Genomic DNA, 20527 nt, shown 5'->3' with positions numbered 1-20527 from the left:
CGCGACCGGCCCGGTCCGTCATATTTCCATAAAATTCAATATCTTAACCAGTTATCCCCAAGCCGCTGTACAACCTATTGGATTCCTAATAGAGTCTAAAAAGTTACTTTTCTGTACACCGGTTACGGACTAGCTTTTAGGCATGGCGACGGAAAAAGCCGAAACTGACCGCATCCCCGTAACCCTAGCCCTGGCAACCATCGGCTATCTCGAAAAGCTCGTGAAACAGGGAACCCACGGCACCAGCGTTCCGGGTGTCTGCAGGACGTTGATTGAAGAAGGCATCCGGCTCGCCATCAAGGATGGGCTGCTGTCGATTCGCGACAACGGACGGGCGTAAGCTAGGGACACGCAACGCGGACAACAGTTTTCGGTGCAGCCGTCGGCCAGGACGATCCAGGACGGATCAAACTTGGAAGCGACAACAATGCCCGCCGAACGACAGACACTCCCCACCTGGACCGAGGAACGGCTCCAGGCCCTGAAGCAGCACTTTGAGGCCGGGCTGACCTGCCGAGAGATCGCCGCCGAGCTCGGCGTCAGCCGCAACGCCGTGATCGGCAAGATCTCCCGCCTGGCGCTGACGCGCGACAATGGCGGCGACACCAGGCGCGTGGTGCGCGCCGAGACGACACGCGATGGCGCACGCCGTCCCGTGCCGAAGCTGCGCCGCCGCATCCTGCGCGCGGTCCAGAACGATCCGCAGCCTGCGATCGTCGAGGAACCGGTCGGCACCGTCGTGAATGGCTGCTCGCTGTTCGAGCTCTCCAAGGAACGCTGCCGCTGGCCGATCTCGACGCCCGGCGCGGATGATTTCTGCTTCTGCGGATCGAAGCCGATCGAGGGGCTGCCGTATTGCCCGAGCCATACGCGAATGGCGTACCGGGTGGCGTCGTCGCGGTAATGAGGGCGGCGTAGCAAAGATCCTACGAGCTTAACGGCTTTCACGCTTTGCCTAGTCTCCGCATTTTGCGGGGACGGCGCGGCGGCCTCGTCTCCCCTCCCCTCGCGGGGAGGGGTCGGGGGTGGGGGTCCACGCGCGCTGAATTTCGTGAAGTACACCTTCGATGTTTCCCAGGACATCGCTGTTCCAGAAGCGCATCACCCCGATATCCCAACGCCTCGATCTTCCGCGTGCGGGCCGCGTCTTCCTCCTGCTGCCAATCATGTTGGTCTCCATCAACTTCGATAACTAATTTGGCCTTGCGGCTGACGAAGTCGACGATGAAGGGCCCAATCTGAGCCTGACGGCGGAAGTGAGAACCGGCCAGATCGAGATCGTGGCGAAGACGTTGCCAGAGGATCCGCTCGGCCTCGGTGGGCTCGGCGCGCATCCGGCGGGCGAATGTTTGCTGGCGATCATCCATGGCGGAAAATCTCATCACACGCAGCGCGACTCGTGGACCCCCACCCCCGACCCCTCCCCGCAAGGGGGAGGGGGCTCACCGTCTCCGGGGCGAGAGATTCCGTCCCAACTCCCCAACTGAACCAATAGGACCGCCCCTACCCCAGCTTCCACCCAGCCTCCTGCGCGAAGCGCTGGAAGAATTCCGGCTCGTAGGCCTGCTCCGGCGACTGGCGGACGCGCAAGTCCAGCAGCTTGGCGTCCTCGCCCACCAGAATCCGCCACTGCTCGGCCTTGACGCCGTCGAGGATGATCTTGGCGGCCTGCGCCGCCGTGGTCGGGGCGTCCTCGAGGAAGCTGCGGGCGCGCTCGCGGGCGGCAGCCTGGATGTCGGCGTCGCTCATGGCGGCGACGTCGATGCCCATGCCCTGCATGCGCTGGCGGGCCAGGATGATCTCGGTCTCGCTGAGCTCGTCGGACTCGGTGCCGCTCTGCACCTTGCGCGAGTTGGAGACGATCGAGGTGCCGATATGGCCGGGCATCACCACGGAGCATTTGATGTGCGGCGCGTTGAGGCGGAGGTCGTTGATCAGCGCTTCGGTAAAACCCTTCACCGCGAATTTCGCGGCGCTGTAGGCGGTGTGCGAGACGCCCATGCCGACCGAGGCCCAGAAGCCGTTGACGCTCGAGGTGTTGACGATATGCGCCTCGTCCGCCTTCAGCAGCATCGGCAGGAAGGTGCGGACGCCGAGATAGACGCCGCCCCAGCAGATGTTGAAGGTGCGCTCCCACTGCTCGCGGCTGTTGGTGAACAGGCTGCCGCCGCCGCCGATGCCGGCATTGTTGAACAGCAGATGGATCTTGTCGGTGGCCTGCTGCTCGGCGAGCTCGTCGCGAAAGCGTTGGAGCTGCGCTTCGATCGAGACGTCGGCGACATGGGTGGTGACGCGCAGGCCCTGCGGCAGCTTCTCGGCCTCGCACAGCCGCTTGGTCTCGGCCATCGCCTCGACCGAGACGTCGCACATCGCGACGTTGCAGCCCTCGGCCACGAGCTGGCGGGCAAGCTCGCGGCCCATGCCCGTGCCGCCTCCGGTGATCACGGCGATCCTGCCGGCGAAATCCTTCATCAATGCTCTTCCTTCCCTGCTGCGGGCGCAGCCCTGCCGCCCGGCCACTTCCTCGTTCTCTTCGCGGAACGCGTCCCGAGCTTAGGTCGTTTCGCGGGCCTGACCAGAGGGGATGTCGGGGATTTGCGTTGCAGCGCATGCAACGAAGATTTCAGCTTGGGGTTGAACCTTTCCAAGGGGTGTCCGACTTATCCCACGGGGAGGCAGGCTCGAGGAGGTTCGCATGGCGTACCAACAGGGGCACTGGCAGGAGGAAGGCTGGCGCGACACGATGGTCGATCCCGCGGGATCGGACGACGGCGCCTATGTGACGGGCTGGACGATCAGCGGGCTCGCTGTGATCGGCACCATCGTCGCGGTCTGGCTGCTCGGGATCTGAGACCCCAGACAGTCTGCAGCAGATATGAAAAGGGCTCGCTCACCGGCGAACAGCCTGCGGAGGACGATGCGCCACCGCTCCTCCTCACTGCGACATTCGTTCTGCCTCGCTTTGAGCTGGCGGCCGCCGCCGCGTCGCAGCCTCCGGCTCGCGGGCACGGTTGGCGCCGGTCCCACGCGGCCGAACTCATTGCATACAATTGAAGTCGATTGATTATTTTATAGGCTGAAACCGAGCAGGGAATTCGTCTGCCTAAGCTCCGATCATCTGCAAAATGGCGCCATTTCAACGACTTGGTGCGCCTGCCTGCCCGCACGCCGCTGGCACAAAGCTTGCGATCACTCCCTTTCGAGGCTCCGCCGTGCCGGTGAAGCCGTGATGACAGCGCGGGCGGATCGACCCGCCGAGGGAGCTCACCAATGGACTTTGGCAGGATTTCACGACGGCATCTGTTGCAGGGTGGCGCGGCGCTGACGCTCGGCGCAGCCGCGGGCCTGCGGCCGGCCTTCGCGGCGGAGACGACGATCGGCTTCATCTATGTCGGCTCGCGCGACGACTACGGCTACAACCAGGCGCATGCGCAAGGTGCAGCGGCGCTGAAGAAACTGCCTGGGCTGAAGGTCATCGAAGAGGAGAAGGTGCCGGAGACCGACGCGGTCGAGAAGACGATCGAGTCGATGATCAATCTCGACGGCGCCACGCTGCTGTTCCCGACGTCGTTCGGCTACTACAATCCGCACATGATCAAGATGGCCGCGAAGTACCCGAAGCTGCGCTTCGAGCACTGCGGCGGCCTGTGGAGCGAGAAGGACCCGAAGAACGCTGGCTCCTATTTCGGCTATATCGATGAGGCGCAATACATCGCCGGCATCGTCGCCGGCTATACGAGCAAGAGCGGCAAGCTCGGCTTCGTCGCGGCCAAGCCGATCCCGCAGGTCCTGCGCAACATCAACGCCTTCACGCTCGGCGCGCAGCTCGCGAACCCGAAGGCCACCACGCAGGTGATCTTCACCGGCGACTGGTCGATGCCGGTCAAGGAGGCCGAGGCCACCAACAGCCTGATCGACCAGGGCGTGGACGTCCTGACCTGCCATGTCGACGGTCCCAAGACGATGGTGGAGAATGCCGCGCGCCGCGGCGCCTTCGTCACCGGCTATCACGTCAACCAGTCGCCGCTGGCGCCGAAGGCCTATCTCACCGGCGCCGAATGGAATTGGGAGGCGCTATATCCGAAGTTCGTCAAGATGCTGGCCGCCGGCGAGAGCATCCCGAACTTCTATCGCGGCGGCCTCAAGGAAGAGGTGGTCAAGATCTCGCCCTATGGCGAGGCGGTCTCCGAGCAGGCGCGCAAGCACGCCGACGAGATCAAGGCCAAATTCCTCGGCGACGGCTACACCATCTTCAAGGGTCCGCTTCTCGACAACAAGGGCAAGACCGTGATCACCGCCGGCACCGAGCGCGGCCAGAAGGACCCGGAGCTGGAGAAGATGGACTATCTGGTCGAGGGCGTGATCGGAGCCACGTCGTGACATCAGAGGCGGCCGATCCGGTTGATGCGGCCGCCATCGCGCCGGCCGCCGACGCAGGTTTCCTGCAACGTTACGGCGGGAGCATCGAGTACATATTGATCCCGAGCGCGGCGCTTGTCGCCGCGCTCATCGTGTTCGGCATCTTCGTCGCCCTGTTCGGCAAGAACCCGCTCGATCTCTACTGGTACATGTATTACGGCGCCTTCGGCACCTGGTTCTCCTGGCAGAACACCCTGACGCGGGCAGCTCCCTTGATCCTGACGGCGCTGTGCACCGCCCTGCCCGCGCAATTGGGCATGGTGATCATCGGCGGCGAAGGCGCGCTGCTGATCGGCGCGCTGTCGGCGACCTCGGCGGCCCTGGCGCTGCAGGGCATGCCGCCGCTCGTGGTGCAGATCGCGATGGTGATCGCCGGCATGACTGGCGGCGGTTTGTGGATCCTGCTGTCCGGGGCCTTGCGGCAGTATCGCGGTGTCAACGAGACGATCTCGAGCCTGCTGCTGGTCTACATCGCGCTCGCGATCCTCAATCATCTCGTCGAAGGCGCGATGCGCGATCCGGCGAGCCTCAACAAGCCGTCGACGCGTGAGATCGGCGCGGCCAACATGATCGGCAGCATTCCCGGCACCGACGTGCACTGGGGCCTGGTGTTCGGCCTGATTGCCGCCATCGCGGCCTATGGGCTGATCTACCACACCACCTTCGGCTTTGCCGCGCGCGTCGCCGGCGGCAACATCCGCGCCGCCAAGATCGTCGGTCTGTCGGTCGGCAAATTGATCCTCACCGTCTGCTTCCTCGCCGGCGCCTGCGCCGGGCTGGCCGGCATGGTCGAGGTCGCCGCCGTGCAGGGCCGCACCAACGCCAATCTCGCCGTCGGCTACGGTTTCACCGGCATTCTGGTCGCGTTCCTGGCACGGCAGAATCCGCTCGCCATCATTCCGGTCGCGATCCTGCTCGGCGGCATCAATGCGTCGGGCGGCCTGCTGCAGCGCCGGCTCGGCCTGCCCGACGCCTCTGTGCTGGTGCTGCAGGGCATCATCTTCATCTCGGTGCTGGCGAGCGACGCGCTCTACGGCCGCATCGGTTTCCTCAAAGGAAAGTCCTGATCCATGGCTGACGGCAATATCGGGCTCTGGACCGTGCCGCTCGCGGTGCTCGGCGGCGCCATCCGCGTCTCCACGCCCTTCCTGTTCGTGAGCCTCGGCGAATGCATCACCGAGCGTTCGGGCCGCATCAATCTCGGCCTCGAGGGCACCCTGGTGATGGGCGCAATGAGCGCCTATGGCATCTCCTATCTCACGGGATCGCCGTGGGCAGGCGTGCTCGCCGCTGGCCTCACCGGCGCGCTGCTCGGCGCGCTCCACGCCGGCATCTGCTCGCTGCCGCGCGTCAACGACGTCGCGGTAGGAATCTCGCTGATGCTGTTCGGCACCGGCCTCGCCTTCTTCCTCGGCAAGCCGCTGATCGAGCCCACCGCCGCGCGGCTGCCGGCGATCGATTTCGGCTGGTGGAGCGACGTGGCGCAGGTTCGCGCCGCGCTGCGCATCAACGTGCTGTTCCTGCTTGGCGTGGCACTCGCGCCGTTGCTGCTGTGGGCATTCAAGACCACGCGCTGGGGCCTCCTGATCCGCACCGCCGGCGAGAGCGCCGACGCGGCGCGGGCGATGGGCCATTCGGTGCTGATGATCCGACTGCGCGCCACCATGGCCGGCGGCTTCCTCGCCGGCATCGGCGGCTCGTTCCTGTCGCTGTTCTATCCCGGCAGCTGGAACGAGGGCTTGTCGTCGGGACAAGGCATCACGGCGGTGGCGCTGGTGATCTTCGCACGCTGGGACCCGATGCTGTGCCTGTGGGCCTCGCTGGTTTTCGGCGGTGCTGCCGCGCTCGGACCGGCGCTGCAATCGGTCGGCGTCACCTCCGGCTATCATTTGTTCAACGCCGCGCCCTACATCCTGACGCTTCTCATCATGATCATCACCTGCTCGCCGAAACGCACCCTGAGCGGCGCGCCGGCCGAACTGTCGATCACGCGGTGATGCGAGCGGCGATGCGATGCACGTTGAAGCAGACAATCTTTGTGCGGCCATCCTTCGAGACGGCCGCCTGCGGCGGCCTCCTCAGGATGAGGAGTCTTTGTGAGGCAACGAGAAACCTAACCCTCATGGTGAGGAGCGTCGCCCTTGCGACGCGTCTCGAACCATGAGGCCCCAGACGGCGCCGCAACGCCAAGTACCGATGGCCTCGAACTTTATTGGAGCCCAACCATGACCGCGCGCACCATCCGCTCCGAGCCCTATGCCTGGCCGTATAACGGCGATCTGCGCCCCGAAAACACCGCGCTGATCGTGATCGACATGCAGACCGACTTCTGCGGCGTCGGCGGCTATGTCGACAAGATGGGCTATGACCTCTCCTTGACCCGCGCCCCCATCGAGCCGATCAAGACGGTGCTCACGGTGATGCGCGCGCAGGGCTTCTGCATCATCCACACCCGCGAGGGCCACCGCACTGATCTGTCAGATCTGCCGGCGAATAAGCGTTGGCGCTCGCAACAGATCGGCGCAGGGATCGGCGACCCTGGCCCCTGCGGCCGCATCCTGGTGCGCGGCGAGCCGGGCTGGGAGATCATTCCCGAGCTGGCCCCGGCTCCGGGGGAGATCGTGAACGACAAGCCCGGCAAGGGCTCGTTCTGTGCGACCGATCTGGAGCTGATCCTGCGCCTGAAGGGCATCCAAAACATCGTGCTGACCGGCATCACGACCGACGTCTGCGTCCACACCACGATGCGCGAGGCCAATGATCGCGGCTTCGAATGCGTGCTGCTGTCGGACTGCTGCGGCGCCACCGACAAGGGCAATCACGACCACGCACTGAAGATGATCAAGATGCAGGGCGGCGTGTTCGGCGCGGTCGCGACCTCGTCGGCGCTGATCGAGGCGCTGTCGTGATCGGCGACGATCCGACGCCTGCGGGGGCATTCGGGGTCGAAGCGATCGCGATGACGATGCGCTTCGGCGCGTTCACCGCGCTCGACAATGTCGAGCTGAAGGTCAAGCCCGGCTCGTTCCACGCGCTGCTCGGCGAGAACGGCGCCGGCAAGTCGACGCTGGTCAAATGCATCATGGGCTACTACCGCCCGACCGAGGGCGACGTGCTGATCGGCGAGCGCGAACGGGAGATCAACAATCCCAAGGACGCGCATGCGCTCGGCCTCGGCATGGTCTACCAGCACTTCACGCTGGTACCGGCGATGACGGTGGCCGAGAACCTGGTGCTGGCGCGTGACGACATACCGGCGGTGGTCAACTGGGCCAAGGAGAGGAAGGAGCTGGAGGCCTTCTTGGCGCGCATGCCGTTCCGCGTGCCGCTCGACGCCAAGGTGTCGGACATCTCCGCCGGCGAGCGGCAGAAATGCGAGATCCTCAAGCAGCTCTATCTCAAGCGGCGCTTCCTGATCCTGGACGAGCCGACCTCGGTGCTGACGCCGCGCGAGGCGGATGAAGTCCTGGGCATGCTGCGCAAGATGGTCGAGGCCGGCGAGCTGACCATCCTGATGATCACCCACAAATTCCGCGAGGTGATGGCGTTCGCCGACGAGGTCACAATCCTCCGGCGCGGCAAGCTCGCCGGCCGCGGCAAGGTCTCCGAGCTCACGCCCGACGATATGGCGCGGATGATGATCGGCGCCGAGCAGCTCACCGTTCAGCCGGCGCGCTCCGGCGAGGCCGGCGTGGTCAGGCTCGAGGTCGACAAGCTGGTGGCACGCGACGATGCCGGCGGAGTAGCCGTCCATGATCTGTCGCTGACCGTGCGCGCCGGCGAGATCGTCGGCATCGCCGGCGTCTCCGGCAACGGCCAGCGCCAGCTGGTCGAGGTGCTTGCCGGCCAGCGTGAGGCCGAGAGCGGCGCTGTCCGTGTCTCCGGCCAATCCTATTCCGCGAGCCGCGAGGAGATGCGGCGCCACAAGATGTCGCTGCTGCCCGAGGAGCCGCTGAAGAACGCCTGCGTCGGCGGCATGAGCGTCGCCGACAACATCGCGCTGCGCGAGTTCGACCGCGCTCCGTTCGCCCGCGGTGGCTGGTGGCTGAACAAGTCCGCCTTCCGAAAGGACGCGACCGCCAAGATCAACCGCTACAAGATCAAGACCCGCACGCCGGATACGCCGATCTCGGCACTGTCGGGCGGCAACGTGCAGCGCGCCGTCCTGGCGCGCGAGCTCGGCCACGACGTCGAAGTGCTGATCGCCGCCAATCCGTGCTTCGGCCTCGACTTCGCGGCGGTGGCGCAGATCCATGCCGAGATCATGGCCGCCCGCAACCGCGGCGCCGCGGTGCTGCTGGTCAGCGAGGATCTCGACGAGCTGCTCGAACTCTCGGACCGCCTGGTCGTGATTTTCCACGGCCAGCTCGTCTACGAGACCCGCGCCGGCGAAGCCGACCTGACCGAGATCGGCCGCCACATGGCGGGACATTGAGCCGCACGCGGATAAACGACCTCAACGTGTTGACGACTAATTCATCCCGCCACGGTAACATGACCCTCGGCGGGTTCTTATTCGGCTTTTGATACGCCGCGCCTGCCGGCATTTTCGTTATTGTGTTTCAAACCCTTGGATAGCAGGTCGATCTCATGAAGGCCTATTTCATCGGCGGCGGCATCGGCTCGCTCTCGGGCGCAGCATTCATGATCCGCGACGGCGGCGTCCCCGGTCAGGACATCACCATTTTCGAGAAGCGCCTGCCCTATGGCGGCAGCCTCGACGGCACCAGGCTTGCCGACGGCTCCTACTCCATGCGCGGCGGACGCATGCTGACGACCGAACAATACGAATGCACCTGGGACCTGCTGTCGACGATTCCCAGCTACTCACGGCCCGAGGAGAACATCCTCGGCGAAACCGTCGCCTTCAACGAGCTCCACGTCACGCACGCGCAGGCGCGGCTGGTCGATGCCAACCGGCACAAGATCGACGTCTCCACCATGGGATTCTCGATGCAGGATCGCATCGAGCTGACGAGGCTCACGGAGACTTCCGAGGAGAAGCTCGGCAATTCGCTGATCTCGGACTGGCTGTCGCCGCCGTTCTTCACCACCAATTTCTGGTACATGTGGCAGACGACCTTCGCCTTCCAGACCTGGCACAGCGCCGTCGAGTTCAGGCGCTATCTGCGGCGCTTCATGAACGAATTCCCGATGATGAATACGCTCGGCGGCGTCAAGCGGACCGTCTACAACCAGTATGACTCGATCGTGCTGCCGCTGGTGCGCTGGCTCGAGGATCGCGGCGTCAACTTCGTCGGCGGCGCCGACGTCGAGGACATCGAGATCGTCACCACGGACGGCCGCCACCGCGCGACCCGGCTCGTGCTCAATCAGGACGGCGCACGCCGCAGCATCGATCTCGCGAGCGACGATCTCGTGTTCTACACCGCGGGCTCGATGACCGACGCGACCAGCCTCGGCAGCCATGACAGCGCGCCGAAGCCGCTTACCAAAGCCGACAGCCATGGCTGGACCTTGTGGGAGAAGCTCGCGGCCGGCCGGCCCGAGTTCGGCAATCCCGCCGTGTTCAACGCGTGCATCCCGGAGTCGAGCTTCGAATCCTTCACGGTGACCTGCCGCAATCCACGTTTCTTCGACGCGATGCAGGCCTTCAGCGGCAACGTCGCCGGCACCGGCGGCCTCGTGACCTTCACCGACTCGAACTGGCGCATGTCGATCGTGCTCTATACCCAGCCGTACTTTCCGAACCAGCCTGACGACATCCAGATCTTCTGGGGCTACGGCCTGTTTCCCGATCGCGTCGGCAATTTCGTGCCCAGGCCGATGTCCGAGTGCAGCGGCGCCGATATCCTGAAGGAACTATGCGGGCACCTGCGCTTTCCGCTCTCGGTGTTCGCCGACGCGAGCTGCGTGCCGTGCTGGATGCCGTACATCATGAGCATGTTCATGCCGCGCAGCTATGGCGACCGGCCGCTGCCCGTGCCGCTCACCTCGCAGAATCTCGCCTTCATCGGCCAATATGTCGAGCTGCCCGAAGACGCCGTTTTCACGATCGAATATTCGGTGCGCGCGGCTATGCATGCGGTCTATCAGCTTTTGAAGATCGACCGTGCCATTCCGCCGGTCACGCCGTATGACAAATCGCTGAAGGTTTTGCTGCAATCGGTGGTGAAATCATTCGCCTGACCGCACGCGCGCGATCGTGATCTCCGCACGCGTCTGCAGTTGATCTGAATCAGTTCCGCCAGGGAACACAGCGGCTAAGCCCCGGATCGCAACAGACGATCCGGGTGAACCATCATGAAGGCGTATTTCATCGGCAGCGGCATCGGCGCATTGGCCGGCGCGGCATTCCTGATCCGTGACGGCGGCGTCGCGGGACGCGACATCACCATCTACGAGAAACATCTGCCCTATGGCGGCAGTCTCGATGGCGCGCGGCTGCCCGACGGTTCCTATTCGCTGCGCGGCGGCCGCATGCTGACGACCGATCACTACGAATGCACGTGGGACCTGCTCTCCACCATCCCCAATGCGGGCGATCCCGGCCGCACCGTGCGCGACGAGACGCTCGCCTTCAACGAGGCCCATGTCGCGCATTCGCAGGCGCGCCTCGTCGATCGCAACCGGCACAAGGTCGACGTCTCCACCATGGGCTTTACGATGCAGGATCGGCTCGAGCTCGTCAGGCTGACCGAGGCCTCCGAGGACAAGCTCGGCAACTCCCGCATCACCGACTGGCTGTCGCCGCCGTTCTTCACCACGAATTTCTGGTTCATGTGGCAGACGACGTTCGCATTCCAGCCCTGGCACAGCGCGGTCGAGTTCAAGCGCTATCTGCATCGCTTCATGAACGAGTTCCCGCGCATCGAGACGCTGGCCGGCGTCAAGCGCACCGTGTTCAATCAGTACGACGCGATCGTGGTGCCGCTCGTCAAATGGCTGGAGGGCCATGACGTGAATTTCGCCGGCGGCGTCGATGTCACCGACATCGAGATCGCGACGGAAGCCGGCAAGCACGTCGTCAAGCGCTTGACCCTCGATCGCAACGGCAAGCCGGAGACGGTCGTGGTAGCAACCGACGATCTGGTCTTCCTGCAAAACGGCTCGATGACGGATGCGACCAGCCTGGGCACGCAGGATGCGCCGCCGCCGCGGCTCACCAAGCAGGACAGCCAGGGCTGGACGCTGTGGGAGAAGATCGCAAGGGAACGCCCGGAGTTCGGCAATCCCGCCGCGTTCAACTCATCGATCCCCGAATCCTGCTGGGAGTCCTTCACCGTCACCTGCCGCAATCCGCGCTTCTTCGACGCGATGGAAGCGTTCACCGGCAATGTCGCCGGCACCGGCGGGCTCGTTACCTTCACCGAGTCCAACTGGCTGATGTCGGTCGTGCTGTATCACCAGCCGCATTTCGCCGGCCAGCCTGCGGACGTGCAGGTGTTCTGGGGCTACGCGCTGCATCCCGACCGCATCGGCAATTTCGTGCCGAAGGCGATGGCCGATTGCGGCGGCGCCGACATTCTCAAGGAACTGTGCGGCCATCTCAACTTCGACCTTTCGGTGTTCGACAACGCGACCTGCGTTCCCTGCCGCCTGCCCTACATCACCAGCATGTTCATGCCGCGCAACACCAGCGACCGCCCGCTGCCGGTGCCGGCGAATTCGAAGAATCTCGCCTTCGTCAGCCAGTTCGTCGAGATTCCCGACGACGTCGTGTTCACGGTGGAATATTCGGTGCGCGCGGCGCAGATGGCGGTCTATCAGCTGCTCGGCATCACCCGGGCGATTCCGCCGATCACCCGCCACGACAAGTCATTCCGCGTGCTGATCGAGACGGTGGAAAAGGCCTTCGCATAGCGCCGTGGCCCTTCGCATCTGCAAAAACGCGCGCCCGGATCAGGCTCGATCCGGGCGCTTTCCATCTCGCGAGGCAGAGTGCGCCTCTATGCTTGCGTGAGCTATCAGTAGCCGAGCAGTGCGAGACCGACCCAGCTGACGGCAAACAACGACACCACCGAGGTTGCAGCGGCGAAAACGGACAGCGACACTTTCAAAGTCCTGAGGACCATACGCGCCTCCTTCAACGACAATGAACAGCACATCGAGGTGAACCCCGATGTCAGTCTGAAATTTCCCTGAAACCCGACTCCGCGACGAGCCGAACACAGGTTTGGTGCGCGCGTGCGCGCAAAGGTTCAATGTCAGGGTGTGGGCCCTGACTGAGCTGCTAGATCGTTAACGACATGGCCGGATCGCGGTTCCCGGACGAGAACTGGAACCGCTCCAAGGTCGGCCCGCTCCCCCCGAGCCCTGCATGCGGGACTCGCGGGTTGAGATGGCTCTTGGCTACACGTTTTAGGAAGGGTCGGCCGTCAGGGGCTATTTCAGCGGCAGGAACAGGTCCGCAGCCGTCTCGTGCTCGGGAACCTCCGGGAAGAAGTTCAGCCGCTGGCAATAGATCGGGAAGTCACGCGCCTCCTCGCCGCTGGCCGGAAGCCAGTCGCGATAGAGAAACAGCGCGGCCGGCTCCAGATTGTGGGTGTTGCCGACGACGCGCAGCACGGCGCAGCGTCCGCCGGGGATCTCGCCGACCCTGATTGTCGCGTCATCGGTCTCGACCGGCTGATCGGTCCCGACACAGAGATCCACGCTGTAATCGGCAGGCGACGCAGGGCGCCGCTCGGAGCGCCAGACCGTGAAGGTCGGATTGGTCCTGGGGTGCAGGCCGGCAGCCTTGCGCCAGGCAATGAAGCGCTGGATCGTGGCGCCGAGCGTCGCCGGGTCGCCGCGATGCTCCATGATCGCCACCGGCGTGGTCGGCACCTCGCGAATCGTCACGTCGTCAGGGGTATAGGTCGTCCGCATCAGCTTGCTCCTTGCTTCGTCGAAAGGCCCGAAGGCTGCAAGCCACGGCTCCCAGTCGGGAGATTTCCGGAACGATGACGGCGATTGCCCGAACCGTTGCCGAAAGGCGCGGGCGAAGGCGTCCGGTCCCTCGTAGCCGGCATCCATCGCGACCTCCGTGACGGTTTGGGCATCGCTGTAGGCCAGCTGATAGGACGCCCGCTTCATGCGGGCGAGCTGGATGTAGCGATGCACGGACAGCCCGAACGTCGCCGTGAACTGCCGGTGGAAATGATATTTCGAGTAAGCCGCGATGCTGCTCAGCGCGTCCAGGTCCAGATCATCGTCCAGATGCCGGTCGATATGATCCAGCACCCGCTGCATCCGCGCATGGTAGTTCTGCAGCGCCGCCTTCATCGTTCAGTACTCCGTGGCCGCAGCAGCTAAGCGCGCTCAACGCTGACGCGCTCGACCGATCTTGCGGCTTTGTCACGGGGTCAAAACCAGCACAAAGGATCGGGTCACCTCTTGTTGGCCTGGTCCTTTCTGCTCGCGCATATCTTCACGAAGACTGGATAAGCGGCGCCTGTTCCATGCTCATACAAATTGAAAATGTAGCGGCCCGGCTTGTCCGTGTAGATGATCCGATCATCCGCCTCGCGGTAGCCATCCTTGAGGAAACCATCAGGACCGTTCACCCAGACCTGCGCGCCACTATAGACAACCGCCTCCATCCCACCTTTCTCGTTCAATTGCTGCTCGACAATCCCGACGGTCAGAGCTTGGCCGCCCGCAAAGTTGCCGTAAAATCGCGTATCCAATCCTTGGTAGGACCAGCATTGTGAGCCTGGCTGCATATTGATTTGAACGTCGGCCTTCGCCGCCGACAGGAAGCCGACCAACACGGCACCGGCTGAGAGCAGTCTCGTCATCTTGCACATCTCAAGACGCGTTCTTTCTGTCGCATATGCGCTGATCGCAAGTTCCGCGCTCGCATAGATGGCGCCGCGCTTGGGCTCCGGCGCGGCCGTCGCATTACGGATCGACCGCTGTCACGATCCAGAACGATGCCGGCACCACGACGCGCGGCCCCTTGGCGTAGCGCGCCAGCGCCTTCCTCACGGCAGCGATCGCGGCCTCCGTGGTCTCGGACGGCTGCCCGGCCACGGCGCGGCCGGCGGGCCCGATCGCGAGCGCCGTCTGCACCGCGCTGTCGAGGCCGGCGCCTGCGCCGAAGTCGAGCGCGATGTCGTGGCGCTCCAGCCGAATGCGCCGCAGCCCGGCATCGGTCATGACCTTCTCGATCCACTCAGCGGCTCCGAACGCGAAATCGTCCGGCGCGTGCGGCGGCAATCCCGGCAACTTCGGCACGTGGTCATAGGCCGCCTGCAGCGGCTCCAGCGCCCACGGGTTGTCGCGCAGCTCGCCCCAGCAGGCGAAGGCGACGCGCCCCTCCGAGTGCAGCGCATTGCGGATGTTGAGCAGGGCGCGCACCGGATTGGCGAAGTACATGACGCCGAGGCGCGAGATCATGAGATCGGCGCTCGCGGCCTTGAAGTGATGCACCATAGCGTCGCCCTGCACGAAGCTCACCGGCGCATCGGCGGGGGCGAACTCGTGGGCCGCGGTCAGCATGGCTGCGGACACATCGAGGCCAAGCACGCTGCCGCCGGGGCCGACCTTCTCGGCCGCCGCGATCAAGGTCGCCCCGCAACCGCAGCCGATGTCGAGCACCCGCTCGCCCGCCTGAATTGCCGCGCGCTCCAGCAGCGCTTCCTGCACCGGCGCCAGCACCGCATCGATCTCGGCGCGGCGCGCGACCCAGCGCCCGCCGCCCGCACCGTTCCAGAAGGCGATCTGCTCGGCGTTCTCGAAATGCCCAAAGGAGGAGTCGGCGACGGCGGCGTCCATGGCGGAAGTCTCGGCAACAAAGGTCACAAATGAAACGAGCCGGCTCGAACAGTGTCCAGCGGCCCAATTCGGGAGTTTAGGGGGCGGTCTGCGGCTTGAAAAGCCAGTCTCACGGACGAAGCGGCCGCGGCAGGGCCACGCTGAAACGCATCGGCCGATGTCAAATGTGGCGATTCGAGAAAATGGTCGGAGCGGCGGGATTCGAACCCACGACCCCTAGTCCCCCAGACTAGTGCGCTAACCGGGCTGCGCCACGCTCCGATGGCCGATCGTGTAGCCGTGATCGGGATGGGATGCAAGGCACGGCGGACGGGTTTCGTTGGCGCGCTGGATAGAGCGGAGGTCGGGGACCCCCACCCCCAACCCCTCCCCACAAGGGCTACGGGATGCCCGAAAGCGATTCCAAGCGATTTCTGGATGTGATTCAAAGTTTTCGACCGGTTCGGTGGAGAGCTTTGAATGTCATTTGGCGATATTCGAGTTGCGGAGCGGGCTGACTGGCTGATCGAACGGGTGGCGACAGCAGGCACGCTGGTCTTGCGGAAGTTGGGGGAGACGCGAGCCGGCGAGAAGGCCATTCACCGATTTCTGTCCTCGCACCACGTCTCGGTCGATCGGATCGTCGAGACGCTGGCGGCTCGGACTGCGGCTCAATGCGTGGGACGGCGTATTCTGGCGATCCAGGACACGAGCGAGATCAATTTCTCCGGCCGTGACAAGAAGCGGCGCGGCTTCGGTCCTGGCGGGGACGGAAAAACACCCGGCTTCTTCATCCATCCCGTGATTGCCCTCGACGTCGAGAGCGAGGCGGTGTTGGGACTTGTCGACGCGGAAATCTGGACGCGCTCAGCCGGACGAGTTCCGGCTCGCCGCAAGCGAGCGATCGAGGATAAGGAGTCGATACGCTGGCTGTATGGCTGTCAGGCGGCTGCCGGCGTCTTATCGGAGGCGGCCAGCGTCACGATGGTCGCCGATCGCGAAAGCGACATCTACCCGTTGTTTACGCGTAAGCCGGAAGGGCTCGATCTGATCGTGCGTGCTGCGCAAGATCGCTGCCTGTCCGATGGCAAAATGCTGTTTGCAGCGCTTGCCGAGACGAAGGTGCTGAAAACAAGCCTCGTCAAGGTGGCGCCGCGCGGCCCCGGCGATAAAGGGCGCGGGGCGACCGTCGAGCTTCGCGCCGGAAGCGTGTCTCTTGCCCGGCCACAGAGCCTGAAACGATCAGAGGCCTGCGATGCCACCGAAATGACTTTGATTCAGGCGCGTGAGATCGATGCGCCCGCCGGCAAAACACCGTTGTTGTGGCATCTGCTCACGACCCATTCCGTTGCCAGCGCGGCAGATGCCGAACAGATCGTGCAACTCTATCGATTGCGCTGGCGCATCGAACAGGTCTTCCGTGCTCTCAAGAGCGATGGCTTGGCTCTCGACGACAGTCAGGTCATCGATGCCGATCGCATGTTCAATCTCGCGGCGATCGGGCTTGCTGGCGCTATCCGGACCATCCAGCTTGTCGACGCCAGAGACGGCAGTCCCCGTCCCATGAGCGACGTGATCGACCCGGCCTTCAGACCAGCTCTGGGGCACCTATCAAAAACGCTCGAAGGCAAGACCGCGCGGCAGCAGAACCCACATCCTCCCGATTCCCTCGCGTTCGTCGCATGGATCGCGGCACGCCTCGGCGGCTGGAATTGCTACGGTAAACCACCAGGGCCAAAGACAATGCGAGACGGCTGGGATCGTCTCGCTGCAATGCTTGAAGGCTATCTACTTGCAACCCAAAGCATAAAACCGGGAATCCCGTAGCCCACAAGGGGGAGGGGAGCGCACCGACTCGTGGCGCCGCTGCGGCTCCGAACTGGCAAATGGCTTGGCGCCGTCGGCTCATCCTGTGTTTAGGGCAGCAGGCGCCCCTCACACCTCTTTCATGGCGCGATCGAGCAGCGCGCGGCAGTCGAGCAGCTCCTTGAGCACGCCCTGGAGCTTGTCGCGCTCCTCCGGCTTCATGCCGGCGCGGGCGGGCGGGCCGACCCGGAAGGTGTCGAGGATGTCGTCCTCGGTGTCGACGAAGCGGAAGTCGATGCCCTCCTCGTCGGAGGCCTCCTCCTCGTCCTCCGATTCGACCTCGGCCTCGCCGATCGGCTCCTCCTCCATGAGGGCCTGGCCGAGCGTCTCCTCCATCGCACCGAACGAGACCGCGGCAGAGCTGTCGGCCAGTCCCTGGACCGACTTGACGCCGTGCTCCTTCAGGATCCGCTGCACCCCCTTGATGGTGTAGCCTTCGCCATAGAGCAGACGCCGGATGCCCTTGAGCAGGTCGACGTCGTCGGGCCGGTAATAGCGCCGGCCCCCGCTCCGCTTCATCGGCTTGATCTGGGCGAACCGGGTCTCCCAAAACCGCAGCACGTGCTGCGGAATGTCGAGCTCCTGCGCGACCTCGCTGATCGTCCGAAACGCATCCGGCGCCTTGTCCAAATGCCCGTTCCCCTTCGATCGTGCTGACAAGAAAGTGGCAGACTACGCTGAATAGATTGGACGAACTGTACGCGGGACGAACTGTACACGGAACGAACGATACGCGTTCGACACGGCCATGCCGACAATGCGGCGGGGCGACGGCCCCCGGCCCTATTCCGGCTCGGCGCCGAACTCGGCGCTGGCCTCGCCGTTCATCTTGCCGCTGCCCTGTTGGCCGTTGATGCGCTGCTTCAGGATCGCGGACGGCTTGAACACCATGACTCGCCGCGGCGAGATCGGCACTTCCGTGCCGGTCTTGGGGTTTCGTCCGATGCGCTGCCCCTTCTTGCGCACCATGAACGACCCGAAGGACGATAGCTTGACCGTCTCGCCGCGTTCGAGGCAGTCGGTGATCTCTTTCAAGACCAGCTCGACGAATGCAGACGACTCCGTGCGCGACAGCCCCACCTTCTGGTAGACTGCCTCGCAGAGATCGACGCGTGTGACTGTTTTTCCGGTTCCCGCCATCGCCTGCCCCAAACTCACGGCGAATAATTCGCTCCGGAAATTAAGAGGTTAAGCGGCGGTGGTCAACAGCAGCGTGAATAGAAGTACAGGCCGTAGTGTCGATCTCTGGGCGTAATCCCGCCGCACGGCAGGCTCACCAGCGCACCAAAGCCGAGCCCCAGGTGAAGCCGCCGCCCATCGCCTCCAGCAAAACCACGTCGCCCTTCTTGATGCGGCCGTCCTTGACGGCCACGTCGAGCGCCAGCGGGATCGAGGCAGCGGAGGTATTTCCATGCAGATCGACCGTCAAGACCACCTTCTCCGGCGCGATGTGCAGCTTGTGCGCCGAAGCGTCGATGATTCTCTTGTTGGCCTGGTGCGGCACGAACCAGTCGATGGTCTCGGCCGACAGGCCGGTGGCATCGAAGGCGTCGACGATCACGTCGGTGATCATGCCGACCGCGTGCTTGAACACCTCGCGGCCCTCCATCCGCAGATGCCCGACGGTCTGGGTCGAGGACGGACCGCCGTCGACATAGAGCTTGGCCTTGTGGCGACCGTCGGAGCGCAGATGCGTGGTCAATACGCCGCGATCGGCCGAGGTGCCGCCCTGCTCCTGAGCGTCCAGGATCACCGCGCCCGCGCCGTCACCGAACAGCACGCAGGTGGTGCGGTCGTTCCAGTCGAGGATGCGCGAGAAGGTCTCGGCACCGATCACGAGCGCACGCTTGAACGAGCGGCTGCGGAGAAAATTGTCGGCGGTGGCGAGCGCAAAGACGAAGCCCGAGCAGACCGCCTGCAGGTCGAACGCCGCGCCATGGTGGATGCCGAGTTCGTTCTGGACCGCGACCGCGGTCGCCGGAAAGGTGTTGTCCGGCGTCGAGGTGCCGAGCACGATCAGGTCGATCGACTGCGGATCGACGTCGGCCGCCGCAAGGGCGGCCCGGGCCGCGTTAATCGCCAGATGTGAGGTGAACTCGCCGTCGGCTGCGACATGGCGCTCACGGATGCCGGTGCGCTGGACGATCCACTCGTCCGAGGTCTCGATGCGGCTTGCCAGCTCGGCATTGGTCACGACCCGCTGCGGGAGGTAGGAGCCACAGCCGAGCACGACCGAACGAATTGTCACGAGACAGCCTCCTGGGCGACGGGTTCGGACGCCGGCGCGCCTCCGTCGGGATTGAGTGTTTGATTGATCTTGGTCAGGAGATCGTAGCGGGCCATCTCATAGCCAACCCTGACCGCCGAGGCAAAGCCCTCGGCATCGGTTCCGCCGTGGCTCTTGACCACCATGCCCTTGAGGCCGAGCACCACGCTGCCGTTGGATTTGCGCGGGTCGAGCCGGGCTCGCAGAGCGGCAAAGGCGCCGCGGGCGAACAGATAGCCGATCCGGGCAAGCCAGCTCGCCTGGATCGCGCCGCGCAGGAAATCCGTGACTTGTCGGACCGTGCCCTCGGCCGTCTTCAAAGCGATGTTGCCGCTGAAGCCCTCGGTCACGACCACGTCGGCGGCGCCCTTGCCGATGCCGTCGCCCTCGACGAAGCCGATATAGTCGAGCTGCGGCAGGTTCATCGCGCGCAGCTGCTCGGCCGCCTCGCGGATCTCCTCATGGCCCTTGATCTCCTCGACACCGATGTTGAGAAGGCCGACGGTCGGCCGCGGCTTGTTGAACAGCACGCTCGCCAGCGCGCCGCCCATCACGGCCAGCGCGACGAGGTGGTGGGCATCGCCGCCGATCGTCGCACCGAGGTCGAGCACGACCGATTCGCCGCGCGCGGTCGGCCAGATCGCGGCCAGAGCCGGCCGGTCGATCCCGTCCAGCGTGCGCAGGCAGAAGCGCGCCATCGCCACCAGCGCGCCGGTGTTGCCGGCGGATACGGCGACGTCGGCCTCCCCCTTCTTGACCGCCTCGAGCGCGAGCCACATCGACGAGGTCTTTCGGCCGCGCCGGAGCGCCTGGCTCGGCTTGTCCTCCATGCTGACGGCGACGTCGGTGTGGATGACCCGCGAGACGGCCTTCAGCCGCGGATGCCGGTCGAGTTCGGGTACGATCTTGGCGCTATCGCCGAACAGCAGAAACTCCGCATCCGGATGGCGGCTCAGTGCGATCGCAGCACCGGGAATGACGATGGCCGCGCCGAAATCCCCGCCCATGGCGTCCAGCGCGATTCGAACCTTTTGAGGCATGACGTCCCGGAAACCTGATCTCGAGCTTTGTCTCGTCTTGGCCGTGACTTGCTTGGCCGTGTTTGGCGGTCGTTCAGAGGCATTGCGCGGCCGATGGACAGGCCAGAGGCCGTCCGGGCCTTTTCGTCGCACCCCGACCCGGGCGCGACAATAGCGTCTCTCCGTGTCGAAACAACCTCCCGGGGGCAATGCAATTTGCAACCGCCACGCGGTCCGGGGCCAGCAGGGACCCGTC

General features: G+C 64.7%; 20 protein-coding genes and 1 tRNA gene. 11 read left to right on the top strand and 10 right to left on the bottom strand.

The features are described from left to right. Positions 1–142 precede the first annotated feature (142 nt). Together QX124_RS19995 and QX124_RS19990 are read left to right on the top strand one after the other, a co-directional pair. Positions 143–340, top strand: a complete 198-nt coding sequence (locus QX124_RS19995; protein ID WP_006614936.1) for a hypothetical protein — start codon at positions 143–145, stop codon at positions 338–340. Positions 341–427: 87 nt separating this feature from the next. Next, positions 428–904: a GcrA family cell cycle regulator gene (locus QX124_RS19990; RefSeq protein ID WP_315798045.1), complete on the top strand. Its 477-nt coding sequence runs from the start codon at positions 428–430 to the stop codon at positions 902–904. Between the two features lie 40 nt (positions 905–944). Here the strand turns inward: QX124_RS19990 and QX124_RS19985 are convergent, their stop codons facing one another. Then, positions 945–1334, bottom strand: coding sequence for an endonuclease domain-containing protein (locus QX124_RS19985; RefSeq protein ID WP_315798057.1), 390 nt, complete (start codon positions 1332–1334; stop codon positions 945–947). A gap of 169 nt (positions 1335–1503) precedes the next feature. Further along, entirely contained in the window at positions 1504–2472 is a 969-nt protein-coding gene (locus QX124_RS19980; protein WP_315774235.1) for an SDR family NAD(P)-dependent oxidoreductase, read from the bottom strand. A 223-nt stretch (positions 2473–2695) separates the two neighbouring features. On the opposite strand from QX124_RS19980, the gene QX124_RS19975 reads away from it, so the two are divergent. The 8 genes from QX124_RS19975 to QX124_RS19940 all read left to right on the top strand — a co-directional run bounded on the left by QX124_RS19975 (position 2696) and on the right by QX124_RS19940 (position 12243). Next, complete coding sequence (locus tag QX124_RS19975; protein ID WP_315740199.1) at positions 2696–2851, top strand: hypothetical protein; 156 nt, start codon at positions 2696–2698, stop codon at positions 2849–2851. 419 nt (positions 2852–3270) lie between these two features. Next, positions 3271–4380, top strand: a complete 1110-nt coding sequence (locus tag QX124_RS19970; RefSeq protein WP_315798044.1) for a BMP family ABC transporter substrate-binding protein — start codon at positions 3271–3273, stop codon at positions 4378–4380. Further along, a complete protein-coding gene (locus QX124_RS19965; protein WP_315798043.1) occupies positions 4377–5486 on the top strand; it encodes an ABC transporter permease in 1110 nt (369 codons plus the stop codon). Before QX124_RS19970 ends, QX124_RS19965 begins: the two co-directional genes overlap by 4 nt. A 3-nt stretch (positions 5487–5489) precedes the next feature. Then, positions 5490–6416 (top strand): ABC transporter permease, encoded by a 927-nt coding sequence (locus QX124_RS19960; protein ID WP_315798042.1) that lies wholly within the window; start codon positions 5490–5492, stop codon positions 6414–6416. Positions 6417–6644: 228 nt separating this feature from the next. Beyond that, complete coding sequence (locus QX124_RS19955; RefSeq protein WP_315798041.1) at positions 6645–7328, top strand: isochorismatase family cysteine hydrolase; 684 nt, start codon at positions 6645–6647, stop codon at positions 7326–7328. Between the two features lie 50 nt (positions 7329–7378). Beyond that, on the top strand, positions 7379–8854 hold the full coding sequence (locus tag QX124_RS19950) for an ABC transporter ATP-binding protein (protein ID WP_315798056.1): 1476 nt from the start codon (positions 7379–7381) through the stop codon (positions 8852–8854). A 155-nt stretch (positions 8855–9009) separates the two neighbouring features. Next, positions 9010–10569: an oleate hydratase gene (locus QX124_RS19945; RefSeq protein ID WP_315798040.1), complete on the top strand. Its 1560-nt coding sequence runs from the start codon at positions 9010–9012 to the stop codon at positions 10567–10569. A gap of 114 nt (positions 10570–10683) precedes the next feature. Next, entirely contained in the window at positions 10684–12243 is a 1560-nt protein-coding gene (locus QX124_RS19940) for an oleate hydratase (protein ID WP_315798039.1), read from the top strand. 522 nt (positions 12244–12765) lie between these two features. On the opposite strand, the gene QX124_RS19935 is transcribed toward QX124_RS19940, so the two are convergent. The 4 genes from QX124_RS19935 to QX124_RS19920 all read right to left on the bottom strand — a co-directional run bounded on the left by QX124_RS19935 (position 12766) and on the right by QX124_RS19920 (position 15402). Beyond that, on the bottom strand, positions 12766–13647 hold the full coding sequence (locus tag QX124_RS19935) for an AraC family transcriptional regulator (protein ID WP_315798038.1): 882 nt from the start codon (positions 13645–13647) through the stop codon (positions 12766–12768). 104 nt (positions 13648–13751) lie between these two features. After that, positions 13752–14162 (bottom strand): hypothetical protein, encoded by a 411-nt coding sequence (locus tag QX124_RS19930; protein ID WP_315740207.1) that lies wholly within the window; start codon positions 14160–14162, stop codon positions 13752–13754. Between the two features lie 103 nt (positions 14163–14265). Then, on the bottom strand, positions 14266–15141 hold the full coding sequence (locus tag QX124_RS19925; RefSeq protein ID WP_315798037.1) for a class I SAM-dependent methyltransferase: 876 nt from the start codon (positions 15139–15141) through the stop codon (positions 14266–14268). 183 nt (positions 15142–15324) lie between these two features. Continuing rightward, positions 15325–15402 (bottom strand) — tRNA-Pro (locus tag QX124_RS19920). 198 nt (positions 15403–15600) lie between these two features. Here QX124_RS19920 and QX124_RS19915 point away from each other — a divergent pair. Then, positions 15601–16947, top strand: a complete 1347-nt coding sequence (locus QX124_RS19915) for an IS4 family transposase (RefSeq protein ID WP_315798036.1) — start codon at positions 15601–15603, stop codon at positions 16945–16947. Between the two features lie 108 nt (positions 16948–17055). Here QX124_RS19915 and QX124_RS19910 read toward each other — a convergent pair whose 3' ends face one another. The 4 genes from QX124_RS19910 to plsX all read right to left on the bottom strand — a co-directional run bounded on the left by QX124_RS19910 (position 17056) and on the right by plsX (position 20292). Further along, entirely contained in the window at positions 17056–17616 is a 561-nt protein-coding gene (locus tag QX124_RS19910) for a MerR family transcriptional regulator (protein WP_315786302.1), read from the bottom strand. Positions 17617–17769: 153 nt separating this feature from the next. After that, positions 17770–18126, bottom strand: coding sequence for an integration host factor subunit alpha (locus QX124_RS19905; RefSeq protein ID WP_315758632.1), 357 nt, complete (start codon positions 18124–18126; stop codon positions 17770–17772). A gap of 133 nt (positions 18127–18259) precedes the next feature. Further along, complete coding sequence (locus tag QX124_RS19900; RefSeq protein WP_315740212.1) at positions 18260–19234, bottom strand: beta-ketoacyl-ACP synthase III; 975 nt, start codon at positions 19232–19234, stop codon at positions 18260–18262. Beyond that, positions 19231–20292 carry a phosphate acyltransferase PlsX gene (gene plsX, locus QX124_RS19895; protein WP_315798035.1) on the bottom strand — a complete coding sequence of 354 codons (1062 nt, stop codon included), beginning with the start codon at positions 20290–20292 and terminating at the stop codon, positions 19231–19233. The genes QX124_RS19900 and plsX overlap by 4 nt, the downstream gene beginning before the upstream one ends. Positions 20293–20527: the final 235 nt, after the last annotated feature.

This window comes from Bradyrhizobium sp. SZCCHNRI3043 (assembly GCF_032377735.1).
In the GTDB taxonomy this organism is placed as follows: domain Bacteria; phylum Pseudomonadota; class Alphaproteobacteria; order Rhizobiales; family Xanthobacteraceae; genus Bradyrhizobium.
Note: the sequence above shows the minus strand (reverse complement) of the source record. Positions and strands in the feature narration are given on the sequence as shown.